The sequence below is a fragment of the Pseudonocardia sp. Ae505_Ps2 genome (genome assembly GCF_001932425.1).
Lineage (GTDB): Bacteria > Actinomycetota > Actinomycetes > Mycobacteriales > Pseudonocardiaceae > Pseudonocardia.
Genome location: NZ_MCIP01000001.1, coordinates 4,643,943 through 4,669,493 on the forward strand (window position 1 = coordinate 4,643,943; position 25,551 = coordinate 4,669,493).

The window sequence follows — 25,551 nt, forward strand, 5'->3', positions numbered from 1 at the left end:
TCCCCGCAGTCACCGAGCTGCCGCCACATGATGAACTGTGCAGGTGTGGGAACGACGGTCGGTGCGCTCCGCGACGGTGACGGTGGCCCTGGCCGCGCTGCTGGCGGTCGCGCTCCTGGGCTCGCTCGCCTTCGGCGCCGAGGTCCTCCCCGTCGCGAGGGTCGTCGACGCGGTGCTGCAGGACCGTCCCGGCCCGGTCTCGACGATCGTGTGGGACCTGCGGATGCCGCGCTCGCTGCTCGCCGCGATCGTCGGTGCGGGCCTCGCACTCGCCGGCACCGGGGTGCAGACCCTGGTGCGCAACCCGCTCGCCGACCCCTACCTGCTCGGGGTGTCCTCCGGCGCGAGCGTCGGCGCCACGGCCGTCATCACCACCGGGGTGCTGGGTGCGCTCGGCACCTGGGCGCTGTTCACCGGGGCGCTGCTCGGCGCCCTCGCGGCCGGGGCGCTGGTCGGGGCGATCGCCGTCGCCCAGGGCGGGATCACCCCGATCCGGCTGATCCTCACCGGCACCGTGCTCGGCTCGGCGTTCTCGGCGACGGCGAGCTTCCTCGTGTTCCGCACCGGCGACCCGGCGGCCGCCCAGTCCGTGCTGTTCTGGCTGCTGGGGAGCCTGTCCGGGGCGCAGTGGGACCGGGTCGCGGTGCCCGCGGTGACCGTCGGGCTGGTGCTCGTCCTGTTCCTGGCCTCCAGCGGCTGGCTCGACGCACTGAACGCCGGACCCGACACCGCGGCGGCGCTCGGCGTGCCGGTCACCGCCGCACGGGCGGCGCTGTTCGCGGTCTGCGCGACCGCGGTCGGGGTGCTGGTCGCGGTCTCGGGCGCGGTGGGCTTCGTCGGGCTGGTCGTGCCGCACCTGGCCCGGCTGCTGGTCGGCTCCCGGCACCGGGTGCTGGTCCCGGTGGCGGCGCTGGCCGGGGCGCTGTTCCTGGTCGTCGTCGACGTCGCCGCCCGGATCGCGGTGCGGCCCACCGAGATGCCGCTGAGCGTGGTCACCGGGCTGATCGGCGCCCCGGTGTTCCTGGTCCTGATGGGGCGCCGCCGCTACCGGACCGCCGGGAGCACGGCATGAGCCTGCGCGCCGAGACCCTGTCCTGCGTGCTCGGCGGGCGCACCGTGCTGGCCGGGGTCGACCTCGCGGTCGAGCCCGGGGAGGTGCTCGGCGTCGTCGGGCCCAACGGCAGCGGCAAGTCCACCCTGCTGCGCGCCCTCGCCGGGATCCGCCGACCCGCCGCGGGCCGCGTGCTGCTCGACGGCACCCCGCTGACCGCGCTGCGGGCCCGGCAGCGGGCCCGGCGGATCGCCTTCGTCGGCCAGGAGGAGGACCTCCCCGCGGACCTGTGCGTCGGGGAGGTCGTCGCGCTCGGCCTGGTCCCGCACCGGCCGCCGTGGTCGGGTGGCGACGCGGCCGAGCGGGCCGCGGTCACCGCCGCGCTGGCCGCGGTCCAGCTCGACGGCCTGGCCGACCGGCCGGTCGACCGGCTCTCCGGCGGGGAACGGCGCCGGGTGCTGCTCGCCCGCGGGCTCGCCCAGGACGCCGGGGTCCTGCTGCTCGACGAGCCCACCAACCACCTCGACGTCCGGCACGCGCTGGGCCTGCTGGAGCTGGTGCGCTCACTCGGCCGGACCGTCGTGGTGAGCCTGCACGACCTCGACCTCGCGGACCGCTGGTGCGACCGCCTCGTCGTGCTGCACGACGGCCGGGCCCTCCCGGCCGTGCCCGACCTCGACCCCGACACCGTCTCACGGGTCTTCGGGGTCGCCGCCGCCCGCGTCACGCACCCGGTGACCGGGCGGTCCCGCCTCCTGCTCGACCTACCCGGGGAGACTCCGTGACGCTCCTGCCCACCCGTCCACTGCGGCTGTCCGCCGTCCTCGCCGCGGGGGCGGTCGCCCTCGCAGCCTGCTCGGCCCCGGCCCCGGCTCCGCCCGCCGCCGATGCCCCGGCCGGCACGGTCACCGTGACGAACTGCGGGGCGCCGGCGTCGTTCCCGTCCCCGGCGCAGCGCATGTTCGTCAACGACGGCAACATGATCTCGATGGTCCTGGCGCTCGGTGCCCAGGACCGGGTCGCCGCGGTGTCGAGCATGCAGCGCGACGCCGAGACGCTGCGCCGCCACTACGGCGCCGCCGTCGACGGCCTGGCCCAGGCGGCACCGCAGTACCCGACCCTGGAGACGGTCCTGGCCCGCGACCCCGACGTGATGGTCGCCGGCTGGAACTACGGCTACAGCGAGGAGAAGAACCTCACCCCGGCCCGGCTGCGCGAGCAGGGCATCGCCCCCTACGTGCTGACCGAGTCCTGCCGTCAGGCCGACGGGCAGCGTGCCCGCGGCATCGTCGACCCCTGGACGGCGCTGCGCGACGACCTGCACAACCTCGGCACGATCACCGGGCACACCGCCGACGCCGACCGCGTCGTCGCCGACCTCGACGACCGGCTCGCCGCGCTGGGGAGGGCACCGAAGGCCGCGACCCCGCCGACGGTGTTCCTGTTCGACAGCGGCACCGAGTCGCCGTACTCCAGCGGCCGCTTCGGCGCCCCGCAGGCGATCATGGAAGCGGCCGGGGCGCGCAACGCGCTGTCCGACGTCGACGACACCTGGACCCAGGTCTCGTGGGAGCGGGTCGCGACGGCGCAGCCCGCCGCGTTCCTGTTCGTCGACTACCCGCCGCAGACCTTCGCCGAGAAGGTCGCGGTGCTCAAGAGCCGCCCCGACACCCGCGACCTGCCCGCGGTCCGGGAGAACCGGTTCCTGAACCTGCCCTACGCCCTGTGGACCTCGGGCCCGCTCAACGTCGACGCCGCCGAGCAGGTGCGGGCGGCGCTGGAGCGCTGGAACCTGGTGCCCGCCTCCGGCCTGACCCCGGAGTCGGACGACGTGCCCCGCAGCTGAGTGCGCAGGTCCCGGGGGCGCCGCGCGGCGCCCCCGGGACCTCCGATCCGATCCGATCCGGGCCGGTCGGTCAGGTGATCGTCATGCCGCCGTCGACGGCCCAGGTCTGACCGGTGACGTAGCCACCGGCCGCCGAGGCGAGGAACAGCACGGCCGCCGTCAGCTCCTCCGGGTCGCCCTTGCGGCCCACCGGGATCCGCTCGGACATCCGCTCCAGGTAGCCGTCCGGGTACTGCTCGGTCATCTCCGAGGCGAAGAAGCCGGGCGCGACCGCGTTGACCCGGATCCCGCGCCGCCCGGTCCACTGCTGGGCCAGGTCGCGGGTCAGGCCGACGATCGCCGCCTTGGACGCGGAGTAGGCCGCCTGCGGCAGCGACGCCGTGGTCAGGCCCAGGATCGAGGAGATGTTGACGATGCTCGACCCCGGCGCCATGTGCGCCGCGCAGGCCTGCGCCATCCAGTAGGAGCCGTTGAGGTTCACGTCGATGACCGAGGTGAACTGGTCGGGGGTCTCCTTCAGGGCCGGGACGGCGGTGCCGATCCCGGCGTTGTTCACCAGCACGTCGAGCCGACCGAACCCGTCGACGGCGGCCTGCGCCAGCGCCCGGCAGTCCTCGGGCTTCGCCACGTCGGTGGCGACGGCGACCGCGCGCCTGCCCGTCGCCTCGACCAGTGCCACCGTGTCGGCCAGCTTGTCGACCCGTCGCGCGCCCAGCACGAGGTCCGCGCCCGCCTCGGCGAGGCCCTTCGCGAAGGCCACACCGAGGCCGGACGACGCACCGGTGACGACGGCGACCCGGCCGTCCAGTCGGAACCGCTCCATCACAGTCACGCAGGGACCCTAACCCGGATCAGCCGCGGAGCTTCTCGGCGAGCTGGGGGACGAGCCGCTCCAGGGCGAACGGGGCCGAGAGCACGCTGTTGTAGGTCATCGCGCCCCGGGTGTCGGCGTCGGGCACGACCATGTCGCCGCGGGCGACGACCGGCACCTGGCGCAGGACCGGGTCGGAGTCGACCTGCTGCTTCGTGGTGCCCTCGTCGGCCAGCATCACCAGCACGTCGCCGTCGAGCAGGCCGGCCTGCTCGGAGGAGACCTCGACGTAGAAGCTCTTCCGGTCGTCGCGCTCGGCGATCGCCGGCGGCTGTGCGAAGCCGAGGCCGGTCATGAACTGCCCGCGTGCGTCGGCGGCGGTGAAGGCGCCGTACTTGCCGTCGAAGGGCAGCACCGTGGCGCCGACCTTGCCACGGAACTCCGGGTGCGCGGCGACGGCGTCGGAGAACGCGGCGTCGGCGGTGCGGATCAGCTCCTCGCCGCGCGCGGTCTCACCCAGCGCGGTGGCGACGGCGCGCATCTGGTCGGTGCGGCTCACCCCGAACGCGATCGTGCCGGCGGGCCGTGCGACGACCGGCGCGATCGCGGTCAGCTGGTCGTAGGCGGCCTGGTCGATGCTCGAGGACAGCGCGATGATGACGTCCGGGCGCAGCGCGGCGATGCGCTCCAGGTTCGGCTCGGTCTCGGTGAGGAGCTGCGGTGCCTCACCCCGCACCAGGCCGCGAGCCCACGGCCCGAGCCCTCCGGTCTCCTCGTAGAAGGCGTAGCCGGCCCGCGCGACCGGGGTGACGCCGAGGGCGAGGACGGGGTCGGCGTCGGTGACGCCGAGGGCCACCACGCGCTGCGGGCGGGCGGGGATCTCCGCGGTGCCGAAGGCGTTGTCGATGCGGACGGGGAACGCGCCGTCGGAGCCGGCCGGCGCGGCGGCCGGGCCCGGATCGGAGGCGCAGGCGGTGAGCAGGCCCGCGAGGGCCAGCAGGATGATCAGTCGTCGGAGCACGCCGGGACAATAGCCGAGGCTTACCTAACCCGTAATGTCCGGAAGGTCTCGCGGCTGCGCGTTCGCACCGGTCGACGCGGCGCGGACCGGTGCGAACGCGCCGGGTCAGTCGCGCGGGCGGCGCTTGCGGGCCACGACGGCCCGGTACAGCAGCGGGTCACGGCTGGTCGCGAGCCGGTGCCGGTAGACGGTCGCGCCGAGCTCCTCGAGCTCGCCGGAGGCCAGCAGCGACGAGATGAGGCCGGCGAACCCGGAGGTGTCGCCGTCGGTCAGGAAGTCGTCCCGCAGGGTGGTCGCGACGAAGCCGTCGTCGGCGACCATGTCGAACGCGGTGCGGAACGCAGCGGGTGGGATGTCACCGAAGCCGAGCGCGGCGACGCAGGTCAGGGCGTCGAAGCCGCCCGAGGAGATGTTCTCGACGGTCTCGTCGTCGAGGGCGGTGAGGTCGACGACGTGGTAGTCGTCGTAGACCCCGGGGCGGTCGCGTTCGGCGGCGTCGCGGGCCTCGGGCAGGATGTCGATCCCCACGACCTTCCCGACGCCGCGGGCGCGCAGCTCCTCGCCGACGATGCCGTTGCCGGCGCCGACGTCGAGGACGCGCAGCCCGGACGGGTCGACACCGACGGCGTCGAGCTGCTCGGCCAGCGCGCCCGCGACCACGGCCGGGGACTGGCACTGCAGGATGTCGTAGAACAGCTTCTCGTAGAGGCCGGGGATCTTGAACAGCTCGTCGTAGTCGTGGAAGCGGTACTCGGTCCACCCGTGTCCGAGGTCGATGACGCAGTACTCCGCGTCCTGCTCGAACGAGGTAGTGGGCTCCGGCAGAGCAAGCCGGTAGGTCGGTTCGGAACGCTCGACGGCCATGAAAATCCTTCCTGGTCGGGAACGGACACCTCGACGCTAGTGCACCCGAGGCATCCGATCGGGGGTGAGCGACGTCGCACGGACCGCGATGTGACGCGGCGGTAGGGGGTGACACGATCGGCAGCGGGAGACACCCGGAGATCACCGTCGATCAGCGAGGAGAGACATGACCCAGCAGCAGAGGACCGCGATCGTCACCGGTGGGGCGCGCGGCATCGGGGCCGCCACCGCGATCCGGCTCGCCGCCGACGGACACAAGGTCGCGGTGCTGGACCTGGAGGAGTCGGCCGCGAAGGCGACCGTCGAGGCCATCGAGTCCGCGGGCGGGACCGCGGCCGCGTTCGGTGCGAACGTCGCCGACGAGCAGGCCGTCGCCGCCGCCGTCGACGCGGTCACCGAGCGCCTCGGCGCACCCACCGTGCTGATCAACAACGCCGGCATCACCAAGGACAACCTGCTGTTCAAGATGACCGTCGACGACTGGGACGCGGTCATGGGTGTGCACCTGCGCGGGGCCTTCCTGATGACCCGTGCGGTGCAGAAGCACATGGTCGACGCCGCCTGGGGCCGGGTCGTGAACCTGTCGTCGACCTCCGCGCTGGGCAACCGCGGGCAGGCGAACTACTCCGCGGCGAAGGCCGGCATGCAGGGCTTCACCAAGACCCTGGCGATCGAGCTCGGCAAGTTCGGCGTCACCGCGAACTGCATCGCCCCCGGCTTCATCGCCTCGGAGATGACCAAGGCGACCGCCGAGCGGATCGGCGTGGACTGGGAGGACTTCAAGGCCGCCCGGGCCAAGGAGATCCCGGTGCAGCGCCCCGGCGCGCCCGAGGACATCGCTCAGACCGTGTCGTTCTTCGTCGACGAGCGCTCGTCGTTCGTGAGCGGCCAGGTCATCTACGTGGCCGGTGGCCCGAAGGCCTGACCCGCCCCACGACGAACGGGCCGGCACCGCTGCTGCGGTGCCGGCCCGTCGTGGCCGTCGCGGAGCTGTCAGGACCTGGTGGTCATCGGCACGATCGCCCAGCCGGGGATGTCCTCCTGGCCGGACACCGGCACCGCGTCGGCGGAGAAGTTGACCAGCAGCATCGAGCCGTCGGCCGCGCGGAAACCGCCCAGCGAGGAGCCGTCGGTGGCCCGGCCCAGCTCTACGGTGCCCTCCCGGAGCCGGGGCACCAGCCAGCGCCACGCCTCGGTCAGCGGGGTCGCCTGGCCGCCGTTCTCCTCGGTGGCCGGGGTCCACAGCGAGGAGTACTCGAGCGAGCTGCTGCCCTCGGGACCCCACAGCAGCGCGCCCTGGGTGCCGGAGCGGGCCATCGCCTGCAGGGCGGCGATCGTCGAGACCGCGCTGGCGGGGGAGTCGAAGCCGGCCTGGGCGTCGGCGGGGACGTTCGCGTAGAACTCGGCCCACCAGATGGGCAGCTGCGTCCGCTCCTGGATCCAGCGGTCGATCACCGAGAACTTCTCCGCGCCGACGTCGACCGGGGAGATCGCGTCCTGCTGTCCGCGGTTGGTGGTCGAGCCGTCGACGACGATGAAGTCCGCGCCGACGTTGTTCTTCAGCCAGTAGTCCAGGACGTCGAGCGGGCGCTGGTCGAGCGCCCCCCAGGGGCCGCGGATGTTCGAGGCGTCGTGCGAGTCCACCGGGACGCTGCTCATGACGACGTAGGGGCCGCCGACCTGCACGTCGGGCCGGACGGACTTCACGGCCTGGTAGACCTGGTTGTAGAAGTTCGTGTAGCCCTCGTAGTCCCAGCGGTTCTCGGCCTGGTTGTAGAAGCCCTTCAGCTCGTTCCACACCAGGACGCGGTCGACCTGCGGGTACCGCTGCACGGCCTCGCGGGCGAGGTTGGCGAAGTCGGCGAAGTGCTCGGGCAGCGGGGCCTTCTCGAGCCGGTCCCAGCGGGTGTCGCCGCTGTCGCGCGGTGCGCCCTTCATCCAGTCCGGGGAGCAGCACAGCGTCAGCATCGCCTTGCCGCCGGTCTCCTCGGTGAGCTGCATCCGGCGGTCCAGCGAGCCCCAGTCGAACTCACCGGGCCGCGGCTCGGGGTTGAGCGTGCCGAAGCCCATGATGTGGTGGTTCTGGTACTCCTGGCCGAGGCTCGACAGGATGTCGACCCCGCGCTGGCGGGCCTGCGCCGGCTCGGTGTCGTCGAGGCTGTCCTGGGTGTGGGTCACCCCGATCTCCATCGGTCCCGGCTGCTTGTCCCACCGCCAGCTGCCCAGGTCGACGGCCTTCGCGGAGGCCTCCAGGGCCGACGACGGCGCGGTGCCGCCGGCGGTGTCGTCACCGCCGACCCCCGAGGTGCAGGCGGCGAGGGCGAGGACCCCCGAGAGCACCAGGGCCAGGGCCGGGGCCCGGCGCAGGCCGGACCGGAACCGGGGGGTCCGGGACGCGGACCTCGGTCCTGACGTCGTCGGGGAGGGACGGCGTGACGCTCGCACGGGGTGGTGACCTCACGTTCTGACCGGAAGCGGCGCCGGGCGGATGCCGTGGCGCGCGCGGGCTCGTACTGACTCCTGCACTCCTGCGCGGGACGGTGTCCCGGCGAGGTGCTCCCAGCGTGTCAGGGGCCTCCTGTGACCTGACTGAGAGAACCCCGGGCACGCCCGGAGCCGGCGCGAGCCCGCTATCGGACGTTCGGAGCAGGGTAGGGCCGCGGTTCGCGAGGGCTGCACGCAGCCCCGTCACGCAGGTGGACCTTCTTGTCGCGCAGCGTGTACACGCGGTCGGCCCGCGGCAGCACCGCCGGGTCGTGGGTGATGAGCAGCACCGCGCGCCCCGCCGCGGCGGCGAGCAGGTCGTCGAGGACGGCGTCGCGGGTGTCCGGGTCGAGGTGGGCGGTGGGCTCGTCGAGCACCAGCACCGCCGGGTCGACGAGCAGCGCGCGGGCCAGCGCGAGCCGCCGGCGCATCCCACCGGACAGCCGGGCACCGTGTGCGCCGACCTCGTCGTCGAGCGCCAGGCCGGTGAGCCCGACCCGGCGCAGGACGTCGTGCAGGACGGCGTCGTCGGCGTCGGGGGCGGCCAGGCGCAGGTTCTCCCGGACCGTCGAGTCGAACACGTGCGGGTCGGCCGGCACCCCGGAGACCACCGCGCGGACCTCCTTGGGTGCCCGCACCGCCAGGTCGTGCCCGTCGAGCCGGACGGTGCCCGCGCGCGGGTCGAGGAACCGGAACAGCACCGCGGCCAGCGTCGACTTGCCCGACCCGCTGGGGCCGACCAGCGCCACGACCTCCCCGCGCCCGACGTCGAGGTCCACCCCCTGCAGGACGGTGCGGCCGCGGCCGTCCGGTCCCGGTCCCGGCCAGGCCGCGGTGAGACCGCGGATCGCCAGGTCGCCGCGACGGGGCAGCGGTGTGGCGCCCGGTTCGCGGTGTGCGACGGCGGGCGCGGCGTCGAGCACCGGCACCAGCCGGGCCATCCCGGCGCGTACCGCGGCGAGCCGGGCCGCGGCGGCGGGCAGCGGCGCGACGATCTCGAACGCGGCCAGCGCGGTCAGCACCAGCACGGCCAGCGGGACCGCGCCGAGGGCACCGGCGTCGACGGCGGCGACGCCCAGCAGCAGCGTCCCGGCCAGGGTGAGCCCGGCGACCAGGGCGCCGGAGCCCGCGCCGAGGCCGAGCAGCGCGGCGTCGCGGCGGGCGGTGCGGGTCAGCTCGGCGTCGGCCCGGGCGACCGCGTCGACGGCGTGGCCGGTCGCTCCGTGGGCCAGCAGCTCGGGGCCGCCGTCGAGCAGGTCGACCAGGGCGGTCGCCAGCCGGTCCCGCGCGACGCCGGCGCGCTCGGCGGGCTGCCGCGACAGCGCCGCGGCGAGGGCGGGCACCGCGACCCCGGCGAGCAGCAGCCCGCCCGCGAGCAGCGCGCCGCCGGGGAGGTAGAGCGCGGTGGCGAGCAGCACCGCACCGGACCCGGCGACCGCGGCCGCGACGACCGGCAGCATCCCGCGCACGACCAGGTCCTGCACGGAGTCGGTGTCGCCGACCAGCCGGGCGACGAGCTCGCCGGACCGGAACCGGTGGACCGGCTCGGTGGCGGCGAGCCGGGCGTAGACGCGGCCGCGCATGTCCGACAGCGCGCGCAGGGCGGCGTCGTGCCCGACCAGCCGCTCGGCGTAGCGAGCCACCCCGCGTCCGACGCCGAGGGCACGGGTGAGCACGACGGCGACCGACAGCGCCGTCACCGACGGGTGCTGGGCGGCGGTGGCGAGCAGCCAGGCGGCCAGCGACAGCAGCCCGGCACCGCAGGCGGTGGCGAGCGCGCCGAGCAGCGCGCCACCGACGACGCCGCGCAGCCGGGGCGCCAGCACGCTGCGGGCCAGCGACCAGGGGCTCATCGGGGACCCCCGGCCGGGGTGATCGTGGCGGGGGCGATCGTGACCGTGCGGTCGGTGTGCTCGGCCCAGCCCGCGTCGTGGGCGACGACGACCGCGGTGCGCCCGCGCAGCAGCTCGGTGGCCGCGGTGCGGACCGCGGCGGCGGAGTCGGGGTCGAGGTGCGCGGTCGGCTCGTCGAGCAGGACCAGCGGCGCGTCGCGCAGGAACGCCCTGGCCAGCGCGACCCGCTGGCGCTCGCCGGAGGACAGCTGCGTGCCGCCCTCACCGAGCACGGTGTCCCAGCCCCGGGGCAGCCGGGCGACGACGGTGTCGAGTCCGGCCCGGCGTGCGGCCGCGCGGACGGCGTCGTCGGTGACGTTGTCCCGTCCGGCGCCGAGCCGGACGTTGGCGGCGACGGTGTCGGCGAACAGGTGCGGCTGCTGCGGGACCCAGGCCACCCCGCGCCGCCAGGCGTCGAGGTCCAGCTCCGCGAGCTCGGCGGCGGTTCCGTCCCGGCCGTGCACGATCACGGTGCCGCCGGTCGGGGCGACGGTGCCGAGCAGCACCCCGAGCAGGGTGGACTTCCCGGCCCCGGACGGGCCGCGCAGCAGCACCGTCTCACCGGGGGCGAGGCCCAGCGACAGCCCGGCGACGGCGTCGGTGTCCGCACCGGGGTAGCGCACCCGCAGCCCGTCGACGGTCAGGCCGCGCCCGGCCGGGTCGGCGGCCGGCACCGGAGCGGTCCCGCCGGTGGCGCCGCCGACGGGGCGGTCGAGCTCGGCGAACACCTGCCGGGCGGCGGCGACCCCCTCCATGCTGGCGTGGAACCGGGCACCGACCTCGCGCAGCGGCAGGTACGCCTCCGGGGCCAGGACCAGCACGAACAGCGCGGTGGCGTAGTCGAGGTTCCCGTAGAGCAGCCGCAGCCCGACCTCGACCGCGACCAGGGCGACGGCCAGCGTCGCGAGGACCTCCAGCACGAACGCGGACAGGAACGCGACCCGCAGGGTGCCGGTCATGGCGTGCCGGTGCTCGTCCGTGGTCTCCCGGACCTTGCCCGCGACGACCTGCGCACGGCGGAACAGCGCGAGCGTCGGCAGCCCCTGCACGACGTCGAGGAAGTGCCCGCCCAGGCGCGACAGCAGCCGCCACTGGCGGTCGGTCCTGGCCCGGGTGTGCATCCCGACCAGGACCATGAACAGCGGGATCAGCGGCAGCGTCACCCCGATGACGACCGCGGAGATCCAGTCGGCGTCCGCGACGACGATCAGCACCGCGACCGGGACCAGGACGGCGAGCACCAGCTGGGGCAGGTAGCGGGCGAAGTAGTCGTCGAGGGCGTCGAGCCCGCGGGTCGCCAGGGTGACGATCTCGCCGGAGGACCGCCGCGGGTCCGTCGCGGCGAGCGCGAGCCGGCGCACGAGCGCCGTCCGCAGCTGGGACTTGGCGCGGGCGGCACAGCGCAGCGCGGCGGACTCCGCGCCGTAGGTCAGCAGCGCCCGCGCCACCGCGACGACGGCGACGCCCCCGACCAGCCGGGCCAGGGTGTCGAGCCCGGCGCCCGGACCGATGGGTGTGCCGTCGGTGGCGAACGACGGCGTCGCCCCGGCCACCACCCGCGACACGAGCCAGGCCTGGGCCAGGATCAGCCCGGTCGCGGCGACCCCGCAGCCCGCGGCGACGGCCAGGTGCACCCGGACCGCGCTCGCGGTGCGCAGCAGCCGCGGGTCGACGGGCGGGCCGCCCGCGGGCGGCGCCCCGGCGGTGCCCGGCGGGGCCGGCGGAGCCGACGGGGTGGACGGGTGCGACATGGTCGTCATCGTGGCGCCGGTACCGCGGTGCCACGAGGGCCGGCGGGCCCCTCCGGTGCGACCCGCGCCCCGCCGAGGCGCTTGCGGAACACCCAGTAGCTCCAGGACTGGTAGGCGAGGACCAGCGGCAGGAACACGGCCGCGACCCAGCTCATGACCGTGAGCGTGTAGGGCGCGGACGCGGCGTTCGCGACGGTCAGGGTGTGGGCGGGGTCGGTGGTCGAGGGCAGCAGCGACGGGTACAGCTGCCCGAACAGCACGACCGACAGCCCGCCGATCGACAGCGCGGTGGCGGTGAACGCCCACCCCTCGCGGCCGAGCAGCAGCGCCACCCCGGCCGCGGCGAGGGCCAGCCCGCTGACCCAGGCGACCGTGCCGGTCCAGGACGGCTCACGCAGCGCGAGCGTCGCGGCCAGGAAGGCGACGGTGACCAGCAGGACCGGAACCACCGCCCGCAGGGCGAACCGGCGTGCCCGGTACCGCACCGGCCCGTCGGTCTTGAGCGCCAGGAACACCGCGCCGTGCAGGAGGAACAGCGCAGTGGTGACGACGCCGCCGAGCAGGGCGTAGCCGTTCAGCAGGTCCGCGAGCGAGGCCGTGACCACGGTGTTCTGCCCGCTGCCCGGGGCACTGAGCTCGGTCGGCAGGCCGCGGACCAGGTTGGCGAGCACCAGGCCCCACACGAAGGCCGGGACCAGCGACCCGAGACCGATCATGAGGTCCCAGCGGGCCTTCCAGGACGCGTCGGAGCGCTTGTGCCGGTACTCCAGCCCGACCCCGCGCACGATCAGGCCCAGCAGGACGAGCAGCACCGGCAGGTAGAGGCCCGACAGCGTCGCGGCGTACCAGGCGGGGAAGGCGGCGAACATCGCGCCGACGGCGGCGATCAGCCACACCTCGTTGCCGTCCCACACCGGGCCGATCGCGCCGAGCGCCGCCTCGCGGTCGGCCTCCTCGTCGCGGCCCAGGACGCGGACCAGCATCCCGACGCCGAAGTCGAACCCCTCGAGCACCAGGTAGCCGGTCCACAGCACGGCCACGGCCAGGAACCAGATCGTGGGCAGGTCCATCGTCGTCCCTCCGTAGGTCAGTAGCTGAACGCCGCGGGGCGGCGCTCGTCGTCGGTGCCGACGGCGGCGCCGTCGTCGGGACGGCCGTCGGAGCCGTCGGGGCCGTCGGGATCGTCGGTGTAGGGCAGTGCGGCGCCGGGACCGGCCTGCACATAGCGGAACAGCAGCCGCACCTCGACGACGGCGAGCACCCCGTAGAGCACGGTGAACGTGGCCAGGGAGAACGCGACCTGGCCCAGGCTCACCCCGGGGGAGACGCTCTGGGCGGTGAGCAGCTCGCCGTGCACCGTCCAGGGCTGGCGGCCCATCTCGGTCAGCACCCAGCCGGCGATGTTCCCGGCCAGCGCGGCGGGCAGCGCGGCGATCACGCCCCGGTAGGCCCACCGCTGGAGCCGCCCGGCCGGAGCCGGTGCGCCGTCGCGGGTGAAGCCGGGCAGCCGTCCGCCGCGGGTGAGCCAGAGCCCGGCCGTCGCGACCGCGACCCCGGCCAGGCCGAGGCCCATCATGAGCCGGAACGCCCAGTAGAGGACGGCGATGTTGGGCCGGTAGTCCCCGGGGCCGTAGAGCGCCTCGTACTGTGCCTGCACGTTCTCGATGCCCTGCACCGGGCCCCACGGGCTCCCGGTGGCCAGGAAGCTCAGGACGCCGGGGATCTGCACGTTGATGTGGTTGCGGCTGCCCTGGACGTCGCCGACGGCGAACAGTGAGAACCCGGCCGACTCCTCGGTCTGCCACAGCGCCTCGGCCGAGGCGAGCTTCATCGGCTCGTAGGTGGCGGCCAGCTTGGCCTGGTGGTCACCGGAGGCGATGACCAGCACCCCGGCGACGAGGGTGACGAGGAACCCGGTGCGCAGGGTCTTGCGGAACAGCGTGTGCTCGCTCGGGTGCGGCGTCGCGTCACCGGGACGGCGCCAGCGCTCGCGCATCAGCTTCCAGGCGCTGACCGCGGCGACGAACAGGCCCGCGATCAGGAACGCCGCGGCGACGACGTGGGCGTAGGTCGACCAGGCCTGCGGGTTGGTCAGCACGGCGCCGATGTCGGTGAGCCGGGCCCGGCCGGTGGCGCGGTCGACCTCGTAGCCGACCGGGTTCCGCATCCAGGCGTTCGCCGCGAGGATGAAGTACGCCGACAGGTTCGACCCGATCGCGGCGGCCCAGATGCAGGCCAGGTGCACGCCCCGGCGCAGCCGGTCCCACCCGAAGATCCACAGCCCGATGAAGGTGGACTCGAGGAAGAACGCGATCAGCGCCTCCATCGCCAGCGGCGCGCCGAACACGTCGCCGACGAAGGTGGAGTAGGCGCTCCAGTTCATCCCGAACTGGAACTCCTGCACGATCCCGGTGACCACGCCCATCGCGAAGTTGATCAGGAACAGCTTCCCGAAGAACTTCGTCGCCCGCAGGTACTCCTCCCGGCCCGTGCGGAACCAGGCGGTCTGCAGCGACGCGACGATCACCGAGAGCCCGATGGTCAGCGGCACGAACAGGAAGTGGTAGATCGTGGTGATCCCGAACTGCCAGCGAGCCAGGTCGAGCGCGTCCATCGGGACCTCCCGAGCGAAGTTCTACGTCCAGTAGTAGTTCTACCGGAAGTAGAAGATCAGCGGGGACCCGGGCCCGGTGGCGCTGGACACGCGGGCCGCCGCGGGTGCGCTCGCCCCCGGGTCCGGGGGGCTCGGTCCGGTCCTGTCCGGCCCGGTCAGGCGACGGCGAGGGTGCGCCGCAGGAAGTCCACCTGCGCGGCCACGGACCGCTCGAACATCTCGCCGAGATAGATGTCGAAGTGCCCGCACGGCAGCTCCAGCACCTCCGAGCCCGCCCCGGCCCGGGCGGCGACCGCACGCACCGACGCCGGCGGCGCGATCGAGTCCCGCGCCGCGACGACGACGAGGATCGGCGCCCGCAGCCGCCGCGCCGCCGTCACCGGGCGGTTGAGCGGGATCCGCAGCGCGCCCCGGGCCCGCATGGTGTTGCGGAACCCGGGTCCGGCGATCGAGGAGTAGCCGCTCTCGGCGTCGTGCGAGGTGATCGCCGCGGTCGACCCGGGCGGCCCGAACACCGCGATCCGGTGCGGCGGGCGCCCGAGCAGCCCGGCGGCGGCGTCGCGCAGGCCGTGCCCGGTGAGGCGGGCCAGCTGCCCGGGCCCGGCGTAGCGCAGGATCTCCAGCAGCGCGGCGGCCCCGTCCATCGCGGCGCCCTGGGAGATCACCGCGGCGACCTGGCCGTCGCGGGCGGCGACCGGGACCACGTGCCCGCCGGAGTACGAGCTGCCCCACAGCACGATCCGCTCCGGGTCGACGCCGGGCAGCGTGCGGGCGTACGCGATCGCGGCGTGGTAGTCGGCGCGGTGGCGGCCGTGGTGGACGTCCTGGTCGAGCCGCGGGTCGCCGGTGCCGTCGGAGGCGCCGAACCCGCGGTAGTCGAACACCAGCACCGCGCAGCCCGCGGCGGCGAAACGGTGCGCGAAGGGCAGCAGCCCGGAGTCGCGGGTGGCACCGAACCCGTGCGCCATGACGACGCAGGGCCGGCCGCGGTCGTTCGTGAGCGCGTCGCCGGACGCCGTGAGGAGCCAGGCCGCGCAGCGCAGCCCGCCGCTCGGGAACGACGTCTCGGCGGGGGTGACGGTCATCGTCTGCTCCTGCGGTGCACGGGCGGATCGAGTCGGTCCGGGCCGCTCGCGGCAGCACGCGGAGTCTCGGGGCCGGGTCATCGTGCCGCACCCCGGTGCCCGGCCGCTCGGTCAGGCCCCGGTCGGGCCGAACTGCTCGATCCGGATCGCGTGGTCGGGGACGCCGGCGGCGGCGAGCAGGTCGGCCGCGGCGGCGGAGAAGGCCGGCGAGCCGCACACGAACGCGGTCTCCCCGCCGCGGACCAGCGGGGCGAGGTCGGCGAGGGTGAGCCGGCCCGCCGGGCGGGTCGCGCCGGGCGGGGCGGTCCGGGTGAACACCGCGGTGACCGGCGGACCGGTGAGCTCCTCGCCGTAGAACAGATCGTCGGGGGTGCGGACCGAGACCAGCATCCGCACCAGGTCGGGACGGCCGACGGCGCGGGCGTGACGCAGCATCGCGGCCAGCGGAACCTGCCCGGACCCGCCGCCGACCAGCAGCGCGGGGGAGACGCCGTCCCAGGCGAACCAGCCCCCGACCGGGCCGCGGACCTCCAGCACGTCCCCGACGACGGCGACGTCGTGCAGGAACCCCGACACCTCGCCGTCGTCGAGACGTTCGACGGTCAGGGCGATCTCCGGCCGCCCGTCGGGCGCGGAGGCGACCGAGTACGAGCGCTGCGCGGTGTAGCCGTCCTCGGCGGTCAGGCGCAGCACGTAGTACTGGCCCGGCAGGTGGGTGGCCGGTTCCTCCAGGCCCAGCCGGAAGGTCTTCACCCCCGGGGCCTCGTCGTGCACCGACAGCACGGTCGCGGCCTGCCAGCGCAGGGTGCGGCGTGGGGTGGTGTCCACCGTCAGTCCCCCTGGAACCGCTGCTCGGACCACGGGTCGCCGCGGTCGTGGTAGCCGTTGCGCTCCCAGAAGCCCGGCTCGTCCTCGGCGAGCAGGCGCAGCCCGGCGACCCACTTCGCGCTCTTCCAGAAGTAGAGGTGCGGCACCAGCAACCGTGCCGGGCCGCCGTGCTCGCGGGTCAGCGGCGCGCCCTGTGCCTCGAACGCCAGCCACGCCCGGCCGCCGGTCAGGTCCGACAGCGGCATGTTCGTGGTGTAGCCCGAGTGCGAGTGCGCGACGGCGAACCGCGCCTCCGGCAGCGGTCCCGCCGCCTCCAGCAGCGTGTCGACCGCGACCCCGCTCCAGCGCATCCCGAACTTCGACCAGGTCGTGACGCAGTGGATGTCGCCGTCCCACCGCTCGCGGGGCAGGGCGCGGATCTCGTCCCAGGTCCACTCGACCGGGCGCTGCACGAGACCGTCGATGCGGAAGGTCCAGCGGGCGGTGTCCAGCACGGGGGCGCGTTCGGCGGTCAGCACCGGCCACTGGTCGCCGGCGTCGTACTGGCCGGGCGGCAGCCGTCGGTCACGCGGTCTGCGCCCGACGAATCCTCGGGTCACGCGGGGCATGCCGACCACAATGCACCCCCGCCCCCGGTTGTTCCCGCCCCGGCCCGTCACACCGGCACCCGGCCGCCAGGGGCTACCGGTGGGGACTACCGGCGGGGAACGGCCGCGTGCACGCCGCGAGGCCCCCGGACGGCCCCGTTGCGCCAGTCGGGTGCATCACAGGCCGTGCGCGCCTCGCCACAGCGCATGCCCCTGGCGGCACCGGCTCACTAGACTCCGCTGCACTTCGGTGGCGTCGACGACGGCGCCATCCGGCGGGCAACGAGGCCGCCCCGCGGGCCGGTGAGGAGAACAGAGCGGATGACGGACAGTGACCGCAGCGCGGTCGGCCGCGCAGCCGGTCCGGAGGGCTCTTCCGTGGATGCTCCGGTGGAGCCGGAGGAGCTGGTCCTCGCGGGCGCCTTCGACCCGGTCACCCGCGACCAGTGGCTCGCCGCCGTGGACGCGGTGGTGCGCAAGTCGGGCCGGCTCGGCGAGGACGCCGAGCTCGGGGCCGGGGTCGAGACCCTGACCCGCACCTCACCCGACGGGATCCGGGTCGCGCCGCTCTACGCCGAGGAGGACACCACCGACCTGCCGCCCACCGGCGTGCCGGGGTCGTGGCCGTTCACCCGCGGCGCCCGCACCGACGGGCACGTCCCCGACGGCTGGGACATCCGCCAGCGCCACGCGGGCACCGACCCGGCCGCCGTCCGGGAGGCCGTGCTGGCGGACCTGGAGTGCGGCGTCACCTCGGTGTGGCTGCGGGTGGGCGAGGGCGGCGTCGCCGTCGCCGACCTGGCGCGCGCCCTCGACGGCGTGCACCTGGACCTGGCCGGGGTCGCCCTCGACGCCGGGACCGAGCAGGTCGCCGCCGCGCACGCCTACCTGGACCTGGCCGCCCGCAACGGCGTCGAGGACGCCGAGCTGCTCGGCTCGCTGGGCGTCGACCCGATCGGGCTGCGCGCCCGCGCGGGCTCCGGCCCGGACGTCGAGTCCGTCGTCGAGGTCGCCCGTCGCGTGCACGGCACCTTCGACAAGGTCACCGCGATCACCGTCGACGCGACCGTGGTCCGCGAGGCCGGCGGCTCCGACGCCCAGGAGCTGGGCTGGTCCCTGGCCGCGGGGGTCGCCTACCTGCGTGCCCTGGACGCCGCGGGGATCGGGGTGGCCGACGCGGCCCGGCTGATCGAGTTCCGCTACGCCGCCACTCCCGAGCAGTTCCCGACGATCGCGACCCTGCGGGCGGGCCGGCGGCTGTGGGCCCGGGTGCTGGAGGCCTCCGGCGTCACCGACGTGCCGCAGACCCAGCACGCCACCGTCCCCGACGCGCTGTTCACCCGGCGCGACCCGTGGGTGAACATGCTGCGCGGCACCGTCGCCGGGTTCGCCGCGGGCGTCGGCGGGGCCGACGCGGTCACCGTGCCGCCGTTCGACGCCGCCCTCGGCGTCGCCGAGCCGTTCTCCCGCCGCATCGCCCGCAACACCCAGAACCTGCTGGTCGAGGAGTCGCACCTGGCGCGGGTCATCGACCCGGCGGGCGGGTCCTGGTACGTCGAGCACCTCACCGAGGACCTCGCGCGGGTGGCCTGGGAGTTCTTCGTCGAGATCGAGGCCGCGGGTGGCGCGGTCGCCGCGCTCGACTCCGGCCTGGTCGCGGAGAAGGTGGGCGAGGTCCGCGCCCGCCGCGAGGCCGACGTCGCGAAGCGGAAGGCCCCGCTCACCGGCGTCTCGGAGTTCCCCGACCTGAACGAGAAGCCGGTGCGACGCACCCCGCTGCCGCCGGCCGTCGAGCGCGGGGGGCTGCCGCTCTACCGCCCCGCCGAGGCCTACGAGGCCCACCGGGACCGCTCCGACGCGCTGCTGGCCGAGACGGGCTCGCGTCCCACCGCCTTCCTGGCGACCCTCGGCCCGCTGGCGGTCTACACCGCCCGCGCCGGGTTCACCCGCAACCTGCTGGCCGCGGGCGGTGTCGACACCGTCGACGCCGGCCCGACCGAGACCGCAGCCGACGTCGTCGAGGCGTTCGGGAAGAGCGGCTCGCCGGTCGCGGTGCTCTGCTCCTCGGACACGCTCTACGACGAGCGGGCCGCCGAGGCCGCCGCCGCGCTGCGCGAGGCCGGGGCCACCCACATCCTGCTCGCGGGGAAGCCGAAGGAGCCGGTGCCCGGCGTCGACGGCCACCTGTTCGCCGGCTGCGACGCCCTCGCCGTCCTGGACGACGTGTACACCCACCTGGAGGGCTCGAAGTGAGCATTCCCGACTTCACCACCGTGCCGCTCCTGGGCGACACAGCGCCCGCCACGGCGTGGAACGGCTCCGCCCCGACGTGGGAAGCACCGGAGGGGATCGGCGTCAAGCCGCTCTACACCGCCGACGACCTCGCCGGCGTCGACTTCCTGCACACCTACCCGGGCATCACCCCGTACCTGCGCGGGCCGTACCCGACGATGTACACCAACCAGCCGTGGACGGTGCGCCAGTACGCCGGATTCTCCACCGCCGCGGAGTCCAACGCGTTCTACCGGCGCAACCTCGCGGCCGGGCAGAAGGGCCTGTCGATCGCGTTCGACCTGGCCACCCACCGCGGGTACGACTCCGACCACCCCCGCGTGGCGGGCGACGTCGGCATGGCCGGTGTCGCGATCGACTCGATCCTCGACATGCGCCAGCTCTTCGACGGCATCCCGCTGGACAAGATGTCGGTGTCGATGACGATGAACGGCGCCGTCCTCCCGGTGCTGGCGCTCTACATCGTCGCCGCCGAGGAACAGGGCGTGAGCCCCGAGAAGCTGACCGGAACCATTCAGAACGACATTCTGAAGGAGTTCATGGTCCGCAACACCTACATCTACCCGCCGCAGCCGTCTATGCAGATCATCTCCGACATCTTCGGCTTCACCAGCCGGAAGATGCCGAAGTTCAACTCGATCTCCATCTCCGGGTACCACATCCAGGAGGCGGGTGCGACCAACGACCTGGAGCTCGCCTACACCCTGGCCGACGGCGTGGAGTACCTGCGGGCCGGTGTCGACGCCGGGCTGGACATCGACAAGTTCGCCCCGCGACTGAGCTTCTTCTGGGCGATCGGCATGAACTTCTTCATGGAGGTCGCCAAGATGCGGGCCGCCCGCCTGCTCTGGTCGAAGCTCGTGAACCGGTTCGAGCCGCAGAACGCCAAGTCGCTGTCGCTGCGGACGCACTCCCAGACCTCCGGCTGGTCGCTGACCGCGCAGGACGTCTACAACAACGTCGTCCGCACCTGCGTCGAGGCGATGGCCGCGACCCAGGGCCACACCCAGTCGCTGCACACCAACGCCCTCGACGAGGCCCTCGCGCTGCCGACGGACTTCTCCGCGCGGATCGCCCGCAACACCCAGCTGCTGCTGCAGCAGGAGTCGGGCACCACGAACGTCGTCGACCCGTGGGGCGGCTCGTACTACGTCGAGAAGCTCACCTACGACCTCGCCAAGCGGGCGTGGGCGCACATCGACGAGGTCGAGAAGGCCGGCGGCATGGCCCAGGCCATCGACGCCGGCATCCCGAAGATGCGTGTCGAGGAGGCCGCGGCCCGCACCCAGGCCCGCATCGACTCCGGCCGCCAGCCGGTGATCGGCGTCAACAAGTACGTCGTCGAGGCCGACGAGCAGATCGACGTGCTCAAGGTCGACAACAAGAACGTGCGACGCGAGCAGCTCGAGAAGCTGCAGCGGCTGCGCGCCGAGCGCGACGACCGCGCCGTCGACGAAGCGCTGCGGGCGCTGACCGGCGCCGCGGAGAAGATCGCCGAGGGCTCGTCGCGCTCCGACGACGAGAACCTGCTCCAGCTGGCCGTGAACGCGGCCCGCGACCAGGCCACGGTCGGGGAGATCTCCGACGCACTCGAGAAGGTCTTCGGGCGCCACGCCGGTCAGATCCGCATCATCTCCGGTGTGTACTCCGCCGAGGCCGGGCAGAACCCGGCGATCGACCGCGCCCGCGAGCTCGTCTCCGAGTTCGCCCGCCACGAGGGCCGCCAGCCCCGCATCCTGGTCGCGAAGATGGGCCAGGACGGCCACGACCGCGGCCAGAAGGTCATCTCCACCGCGTTCGCCGACATCGGCTTCGACGTCGACGTCGGGCCGCTGTTCCAGACCCCGGCCGAGGTCGCGAAGCAGGCCGCCGAGTCCGACGTGCACGTGATCGGCGCCAGCTCGCTGGCCGCAGGACACCTCACGCTGGTCCCGGAGCTGCGCCGAGAGCTCGCCGAGCTGGGGCGCGACGACATCATGGTCGTCGTCGGCGGGGTCATCCCGCCCGCGGACGTGCCGGAGCTGCTGGAGATGGGCGCCGCCGCGGTGTTCCCGCCCGGCACGGTCATCGCCGAGGCGGCCGTCGACCTGCTCGGCAAGCTGTCCGCCGCGCTCGGTCACGACGACCCGGACACGTCCGCACCGGCCGGCAGCGTCTACGCCGACTGAGCCCGCCGGCACGGTGTCGCCGTCACGGTGTCCCCGGGCTCGTGCCTCCGTCACCGTGCCGCTGTCACCGTGCCGCCGTCCTTGCGCCCGGTGTGCCCACCCGCGCACCGGGCGCGGTGCCGACCCGCAAGGAGAGTCCCGCCGATGGCCCCTCGCGTCCCCGACCCCGCGGAGCTCGCCCGCGGGGTCCTGGCCGGCGACCGCACCCTGCTCGCCCGGGCGATCACCCTGGTCGAGTCCAGCAGGCCCGACCACCAGCGGGCCGCCCAGGAGCTGCTCCTGGAGCTCACCCCGAAGGCCGGGCACGCGGTGCGGGTCGGCATCTCCGGGGTGCCCGGTGTTGGGAAGTCGACGTTCATCGAGGCGATGGGGTCGAAGCTCACCGCGCAGGGCCACCGGGTGGCGGTGCTCGCCGTCGACCCGTCGTCCACCCGGACCCGCGGCTCCATCCTGGGGGACAAGACCCGGATGCCGCGCCTGGCCGTCGACCCGGACGCGTTCGTGCGGCCCTCGCCCTCGGCGGGCACGCTCGGCGGGGTCGCCCGCCGCACCCGGGAGACGATGGTGGTCATGGAGGCCGCCGGGTTCGACGTCGTGCTCGTCGAGACCGTCGGGGTCGGCCAGTCCGAGACCGCCGTCGCCGGGATGGTCGACACCTTCCTGTTCCTCACCATCGCCCGCACCGGCGACGCGCTGCAGGGGATCAAGAAGGGCATCCTGGAGCTCGCCGACGTCGTCGCGGTGAACAAGGCCGACGGCCCGCACGAGCGCGACGCCCGCGCCGCGGCCCGTGAGCTCGCCGGCGCGCTGCACATGATGACCCCCACCTCGGCGCACTGGCGCACCCCGGTGCTGTCCTGCTCGGCGCAGACCGGCAAGGGGCTGGACGCGGTGTGGGAGAAGGTCACCGCGCACCGCGAGGCCCTCGAGTCCGCCGGTGAGCTCGCGACCCGGCGCGCCGACCAGCAGGTCGAGTGGATGTGGCAGATGGTGCGCGACCGGCTGATGGACCGGGTGCTGCACGACCCGGCGACGGCCGAGCGGCTCCCGAAGCTCACTGCCGAGGTCCGCGAGGGCGGGCTCACCCCCACCCTCGCCGCCCAGCAGATCCTCGACGTCCTGGGCTGAACCACCCGTTTCGGTCCCTGCCCGCACCGGGGCGGGTCACTAGCGTCGGCGACCGTGAACGAGCGGATCATCCCCGGGATGCTGGCGATCGGGCTCGGGTCGGCGCTGGTGCTGGCCGTGCTCGTCCCCGTCGTCGCGGTGACCTACCGTCGCCGCGGCCGGTTCGGGCCCGGGGAGCTGGCCGTGCTCGTCGCCGTCCCGGTGTACGGCCTGGCGATCCTCGGCTACACCCTGCTCCCGCTGCCCCAGGTCGACGCGGCGTTCTGCGCCGGGCGCACCGCGGCGGACTCGCTGCAGACCCGGCCGTTCGCCTTCGTCGGCGACATCGCCCGGATCGCCGCCCGCCAGGACGCGACCGGCGCGCGGGCCTGGCTCGCGAACGCCGCCGTCCAGCAGGTCGTGCTCAACGTGGTGCTGTTCGCGCCGCTGGGCTGGCTGCTGCGCGGGGTGTTCCGCCGCTCGCTGCCGGTCACCGTCGCCGCCGGGTTCGCGGTCTCGCTGCTCGTCGAGGCCACCCAGTACACCGGCAACTGGTTCCTGTTCCCGTGCGCCTACCGGCTCGCCGACGTCGACGACCTCATCGCCAACACCGCGGGCGCCCTGCTCGGCGGGCTCGCCGCGATGCTGCTGCGGCCCCGCTCGTGGGACGAGACGGGCGACCCGGACCTCCCGGCGCCGGTCACCGGCGGGCGACGCCTGCTCGGCGCCGTGTGCGACCTGATGGCGGTGTGGGCGACCGGGGCGCTGTTCGGGGCGCTGCTGCTCGGTGGGGTCACCGTCGTCGCCGGGCTGCGGGCGCCGTTCCCGGACTGGTACGACACCGCCAACGCCGTCGTCGGCTTCTGGGTGCCGTTGCTGGCGTTCCTGGTCGTGCCGCTGTTCGGCCGGGGCGGGACGGTCGGCCAGCGTGCGGTGCGGCTGCGCCCGGCGCTGCCCGACGGCAGGGTCCCCGGCCGCGGACGCCGCCTCGCCCGGGCACTGCTCGGCACCGGCGGTTTCCTGCTGCTGTCCGGTCCGTCCGGGGGGCTCGGCCTGCTCGGGCTGGTATGGGGGCTCGTCGGCCTGGTCGGGCTCTGGCGCAGCACCGGCCACCGCGGGGTGGCCGGACGCCTCACCGGGCTCGCGATGGTCGACGCCAGGGAGCCCACCCGCACCACCCCGGACGACCGTCGCGTGGTGCGGGACGGGTCCGCGGGCTGACCGCTCAGGACCGGGCGTCGGCCAGCTTCTCCGCCAGCGCCGCCCGCAGGATCGCCTGCTCCGCGGCGAGCATCGTGAACGTGCACCCCAGCGCCCGGAAGCGCCGCACGTGCGCGGGGGAGTCGCAGTAGATGCCCACCGGCACCCCGGCCCGCGCACACACCGCGGTGATCCCGGAGACCAGCTCGGCGTGGCGGTCGGACCCCGGGCCGCCGTCGTCCTGGGCGGCGACCGGGAGCCCGTGCGCCAGCGCCAGGTCCGACGGCCCGACGAACACCGCCGCCACCCCGTCGACGGCCACGATGTCGGCCAGGTTCGCCACCGCCGCGACCGTCTCCACCATCACCACCGTGCGGGGCGGGGCGAACACGTCGCGGCCCTGCCACGACGGGCGGACCGGGCCGAAGCTGCGCACCCCGTCCGGTGGGTAGCGGCACGCCGCGACCGCCGCCGCGGCCTGCTCGCCGGTGTCGACGAGCGGGACGATCACGCCGTCGGCGCCCCGGTCCAGGGCCCGCCCGATGCCCTCCGCGCCGTGACCGGGGACCCGTACCAGCGCCGGCGTCCCGGTCGCGGACAGGGCCTGCAGCATGCCGAGAACGGTGTCGTCGCCGATCAGGCCGTGCTGGGTGTCGACGCAGACCAGGTCGAACCCGACGGAGCCGGCGATCTCGGCGACGGCGGAGGAGGGCAGCTGCAGCCAGCCACCGACCGCGTCGTCGGTGAACAGGGGATCAGTCGTCATGCGACGACCGTGCCGCCCGACCCGTCCGACGCGCCAGTCGAGATCGTCGTCTCGTTGTGCGCCGGACCCCCGTCGGCTGGGATGGTCAGGTGAGCCTCACCTTCCCCGGCCGAACCGTGCGCCGAGCCGTGCCCCGTGCCGTGCGCCCCGTCCTGCCCCGTGCGGTGGCCGCCGCGGTGTGCCTGTTCCTGCTCGCCGGCTGCGGCGCCGGGGCGACCCGGACACCCGCGCCGGCGGGCACGGACGGTGCGGCCCCCACCGCGCTGCCCGCCGGGCAGGGCTCGCCCGAGCCCGACGGCGTCTTCCCGCGCACCGTCACCCACGAGACGGGCACCACGACGATCCCGGCCGAGCCCCGGCGGGTCGTGGTCATCTCCACCGGGCAGCTCGACGGGCTGCTGTCCCTCGGCGTCGTGCCCGTCGGGTCCACCCGGGCCGAGGCGGCCACGATGGTCCCGGAGTACCTCACCACGGCGTTCCCGCAGCACCGGGCCGCGCTGGCGGCGATGGCCGACCTGGGCCTGCGCACCGACCCGGCGATCGAGGCGGTCGCCGCGGCGCGCCCGGACCTGATCGTGGCCAACGTGGCCGGGGCGCAGGAGGTCGCCTCCCGGCTGTCCGCGATCGCGCCGACCGTGATGACCCGGGGCAACGGCGTGAACTGGAAGACCGACCTGCTGCTGATCGGGCACGCGCTGGGCCGGGCCGGCGCCGCGCAGGCCCTCGTCGACGACCTCGCCGGGCGGGCCCGTGCCGTCGGCGAGCAGGCCGGGCCGGTCGAGGTGTCGCTGCTGCGCATCCAGCCCACCCGGGTCCGGGTCTTCGGCGTCGGTTCGTTCCCCGGCTCGCTGCTCGCAGACGCCGGGATCACCCGGCCGCCGAGCCAGCGCTTCGCCGCGACCTCGGAGGACCTGTCCGCCGAGGAGCTCGGCCGCGCCGACGCCGGATGGATCTTCTACGGCGTCCAGGGCGCCGCACCGGACGCACGGCCGCCGGCCCTGCTGACCGAGGGGATCGGGGCCTCGCTCGGTGCCGTGCGGGACCGGCGCACCACCGCCGTCGACGACGACACCTGGTTCCTCAACGCGGGCCCGCAGGCCGCGCGCGTGGTGCTCGACGACCTGGCCGCCGCACTCGGGACGGGGTGAGCCCGGCCGGCCGCCGACGGCGGGGTGCGATCATCA

Annotated in this window: 21 protein-coding genes; 9 read left to right on the top strand and 12 right to left on the bottom strand. The window is 74.7% G+C overall.

Annotated elements, in window-relative coordinates:
* Positions 1-61 precede the first annotated feature (61 nt).
* Genes Ae505Ps2_RS21790 through Ae505Ps2_RS21800 form a run of 3 tightly spaced genes read left to right on the top strand, consistent with a single transcriptional unit; the run spans position 62 to position 2,897 of the window.
* On the top strand, positions 62-1,072 hold the full coding sequence (locus tag Ae505Ps2_RS21790) for an iron ABC transporter permease (protein ID WP_075306474.1): 1,011 nt from the start codon (positions 62-64) through the stop codon (positions 1,070-1,072).
* Positions 1,069-1,836 carry an ABC transporter ATP-binding protein gene (locus tag Ae505Ps2_RS21795; RefSeq protein ID WP_075306472.1) on the top strand — a complete coding sequence of 256 codons (768 nt, stop codon included), beginning with the start codon at positions 1,069-1,071 and terminating at the stop codon, positions 1,834-1,836. Before Ae505Ps2_RS21790 ends, Ae505Ps2_RS21795 begins: the two co-directional genes overlap by 4 nt.
* Complete coding sequence (locus tag Ae505Ps2_RS21800) at positions 1,833-2,897, top strand: ABC transporter substrate-binding protein (RefSeq protein ID WP_233147537.1); 1,065 nt, start codon at positions 1,833-1,835, stop codon at positions 2,895-2,897. Before Ae505Ps2_RS21795 ends, Ae505Ps2_RS21800 begins: the two co-directional genes overlap by 4 nt.
* Before the next feature lie 70 nt (positions 2,898-2,967).
* On the opposite strand, the gene Ae505Ps2_RS21805 is transcribed toward Ae505Ps2_RS21800, so the two are convergent.
* From Ae505Ps2_RS21805 to Ae505Ps2_RS21815, 3 genes are all read right to left on the bottom strand, one after another.
* Positions 2,968-3,729 carry a glucose 1-dehydrogenase gene (locus tag Ae505Ps2_RS21805; RefSeq protein WP_075306470.1) on the bottom strand — a complete coding sequence of 254 codons (762 nt, stop codon included), beginning with the start codon at positions 3,727-3,729 and terminating at the stop codon, positions 2,968-2,970.
* Positions 3,730-3,748: 19 nt separating this feature from the next.
* Positions 3,749-4,729, bottom strand: a complete 981-nt coding sequence (locus Ae505Ps2_RS21810; protein ID WP_075553942.1) for an iron-siderophore ABC transporter substrate-binding protein — start codon at positions 4,727-4,729, stop codon at positions 3,749-3,751.
* Positions 4,730-4,834: 105 nt separating this feature from the next.
* Entirely contained in the window at positions 4,835-5,593 is a 759-nt protein-coding gene (locus Ae505Ps2_RS21815) for a class I SAM-dependent methyltransferase (protein WP_075306466.1), read from the bottom strand.
* 166 nt (positions 5,594-5,759) lie between these two features.
* Here Ae505Ps2_RS21815 and fabG point away from each other — a divergent pair, with 166 nt between their 5' ends.
* Positions 5,760-6,518 (top strand): 3-oxoacyl-ACP reductase FabG, encoded by a 759-nt coding sequence (gene fabG / locus Ae505Ps2_RS21820; RefSeq protein WP_020623147.1) that lies wholly within the window; start codon positions 5,760-5,762, stop codon positions 6,516-6,518.
* 68 nt (positions 6,519-6,586) lie between these two features.
* Here the strand turns inward: fabG and Ae505Ps2_RS21825 are convergent, their stop codons facing one another.
* The 8 genes from Ae505Ps2_RS21825 to Ae505Ps2_RS21860 all read right to left on the bottom strand — a co-directional run bounded on the left by Ae505Ps2_RS21825 (position 6,587) and on the right by Ae505Ps2_RS21860 (position 16,855).
* Positions 6,587-7,933 carry a hypothetical protein gene (locus Ae505Ps2_RS21825; protein ID WP_020623148.1) on the bottom strand — a complete coding sequence of 449 codons (1,347 nt, stop codon included), beginning with the start codon at positions 7,931-7,933 and terminating at the stop codon, positions 6,587-6,589.
* Positions 7,934-8,223: 290 nt separating this feature from the next.
* Complete coding sequence (gene cydC, locus Ae505Ps2_RS21830; protein ID WP_075553943.1) at positions 8,224-9,930, bottom strand: thiol reductant ABC exporter subunit CydC; 1,707 nt, start codon at positions 9,928-9,930, stop codon at positions 8,224-8,226.
* Positions 9,927-11,720, bottom strand: coding sequence for a thiol reductant ABC exporter subunit CydD (gene cydD / locus Ae505Ps2_RS21835; RefSeq protein ID WP_084786380.1), 1,794 nt, complete (start codon positions 11,718-11,720; stop codon positions 9,927-9,929). Before cydD ends, cydC begins: the two co-directional genes overlap by 4 nt.
* Positions 11,721-11,725: 5 nt before the next feature.
* Entirely contained in the window at positions 11,726-12,790 is a 1,065-nt protein-coding gene (cydB, locus tag Ae505Ps2_RS21840; protein WP_075306460.1) for a cytochrome d ubiquinol oxidase subunit II, read from the bottom strand.
* Between the two features lie 17 nt (positions 12,791-12,807).
* Positions 12,808-14,334, bottom strand: coding sequence for a cytochrome ubiquinol oxidase subunit I (locus Ae505Ps2_RS21845; protein WP_075306458.1), 1,527 nt, complete (start codon positions 14,332-14,334; stop codon positions 12,808-12,810).
* A 155-nt stretch (positions 14,335-14,489) separates the two neighbouring features.
* Positions 14,490-15,419, bottom strand: coding sequence for an alpha/beta fold hydrolase (locus Ae505Ps2_RS21850; RefSeq protein WP_075553944.1), 930 nt, complete (start codon positions 15,417-15,419; stop codon positions 14,490-14,492).
* 111 nt (positions 15,420-15,530) lie between these two features.
* Positions 15,531-16,247 carry an FAD-binding oxidoreductase gene (locus Ae505Ps2_RS21855; RefSeq protein WP_020623838.1) on the bottom strand — a complete coding sequence of 239 codons (717 nt, stop codon included), beginning with the start codon at positions 16,245-16,247 and terminating at the stop codon, positions 15,531-15,533.
* Positions 16,248-16,249: 2 nt separating this feature from the next.
* The gene (locus Ae505Ps2_RS21860; protein WP_075306454.1) at positions 16,250-16,855 is read right to left on the bottom strand and encodes a sulfite oxidase-like oxidoreductase; all 606 of its coding nucleotides are present in this window, start codon (positions 16,853-16,855) and stop codon (positions 16,250-16,252) included.
* A gap of 357 nt (positions 16,856-17,212) precedes the next feature.
* On the opposite strand from Ae505Ps2_RS21860, the gene Ae505Ps2_RS21865 reads away from it, so the two are divergent.
* The 4 genes from Ae505Ps2_RS21865 (at position 17,213) to Ae505Ps2_RS21880 (ending at position 23,622) form a co-directional block, all read left to right on the top strand.
* Positions 17,213-19,087, top strand: coding sequence for a methylmalonyl-CoA mutase subunit beta (locus Ae505Ps2_RS21865; RefSeq protein WP_349289836.1), 1,875 nt, complete (start codon positions 17,213-17,215; stop codon positions 19,085-19,087).
* Between the two features lie 20 nt (positions 19,088-19,107).
* Entirely contained in the window at positions 19,108-21,294 is a 2,187-nt protein-coding gene (scpA, locus tag Ae505Ps2_RS21870) for a methylmalonyl-CoA mutase (RefSeq protein WP_233147763.1), read from the top strand.
* Positions 21,295-21,438: 144 nt separating this feature from the next.
* Positions 21,439-22,422, top strand: coding sequence for a methylmalonyl Co-A mutase-associated GTPase MeaB (meaB, locus tag Ae505Ps2_RS21875; RefSeq protein WP_075306448.1), 984 nt, complete (start codon positions 21,439-21,441; stop codon positions 22,420-22,422).
* Positions 22,423-22,476: 54 nt separating this feature from the next.
* Entirely contained in the window at positions 22,477-23,622 is a 1,146-nt protein-coding gene (locus tag Ae505Ps2_RS21880; protein ID WP_083695906.1) for a VanZ family protein, read from the top strand.
* 4 nt (positions 23,623-23,626) lie between these two features.
* Here the strand turns inward: Ae505Ps2_RS21880 and Ae505Ps2_RS21885 are convergent, their stop codons facing one another.
* Positions 23,627-24,367 (bottom strand): aldolase/citrate lyase family protein, encoded by a 741-nt coding sequence (locus tag Ae505Ps2_RS21885; RefSeq protein WP_075306446.1) that lies wholly within the window; start codon positions 24,365-24,367, stop codon positions 23,627-23,629.
* An 89-nt stretch (positions 24,368-24,456) separates the two neighbouring features.
* Between Ae505Ps2_RS21885 and Ae505Ps2_RS21890 the strand changes: the two genes are divergently transcribed.
* Positions 24,457-25,515 carry an iron-siderophore ABC transporter substrate-binding protein gene (locus Ae505Ps2_RS21890; protein ID WP_198932175.1) on the top strand — a complete coding sequence of 353 codons (1,059 nt, stop codon included), beginning with the start codon at positions 24,457-24,459 and terminating at the stop codon, positions 25,513-25,515.
* Positions 25,516-25,551 lie beyond the last annotated feature (36 nt).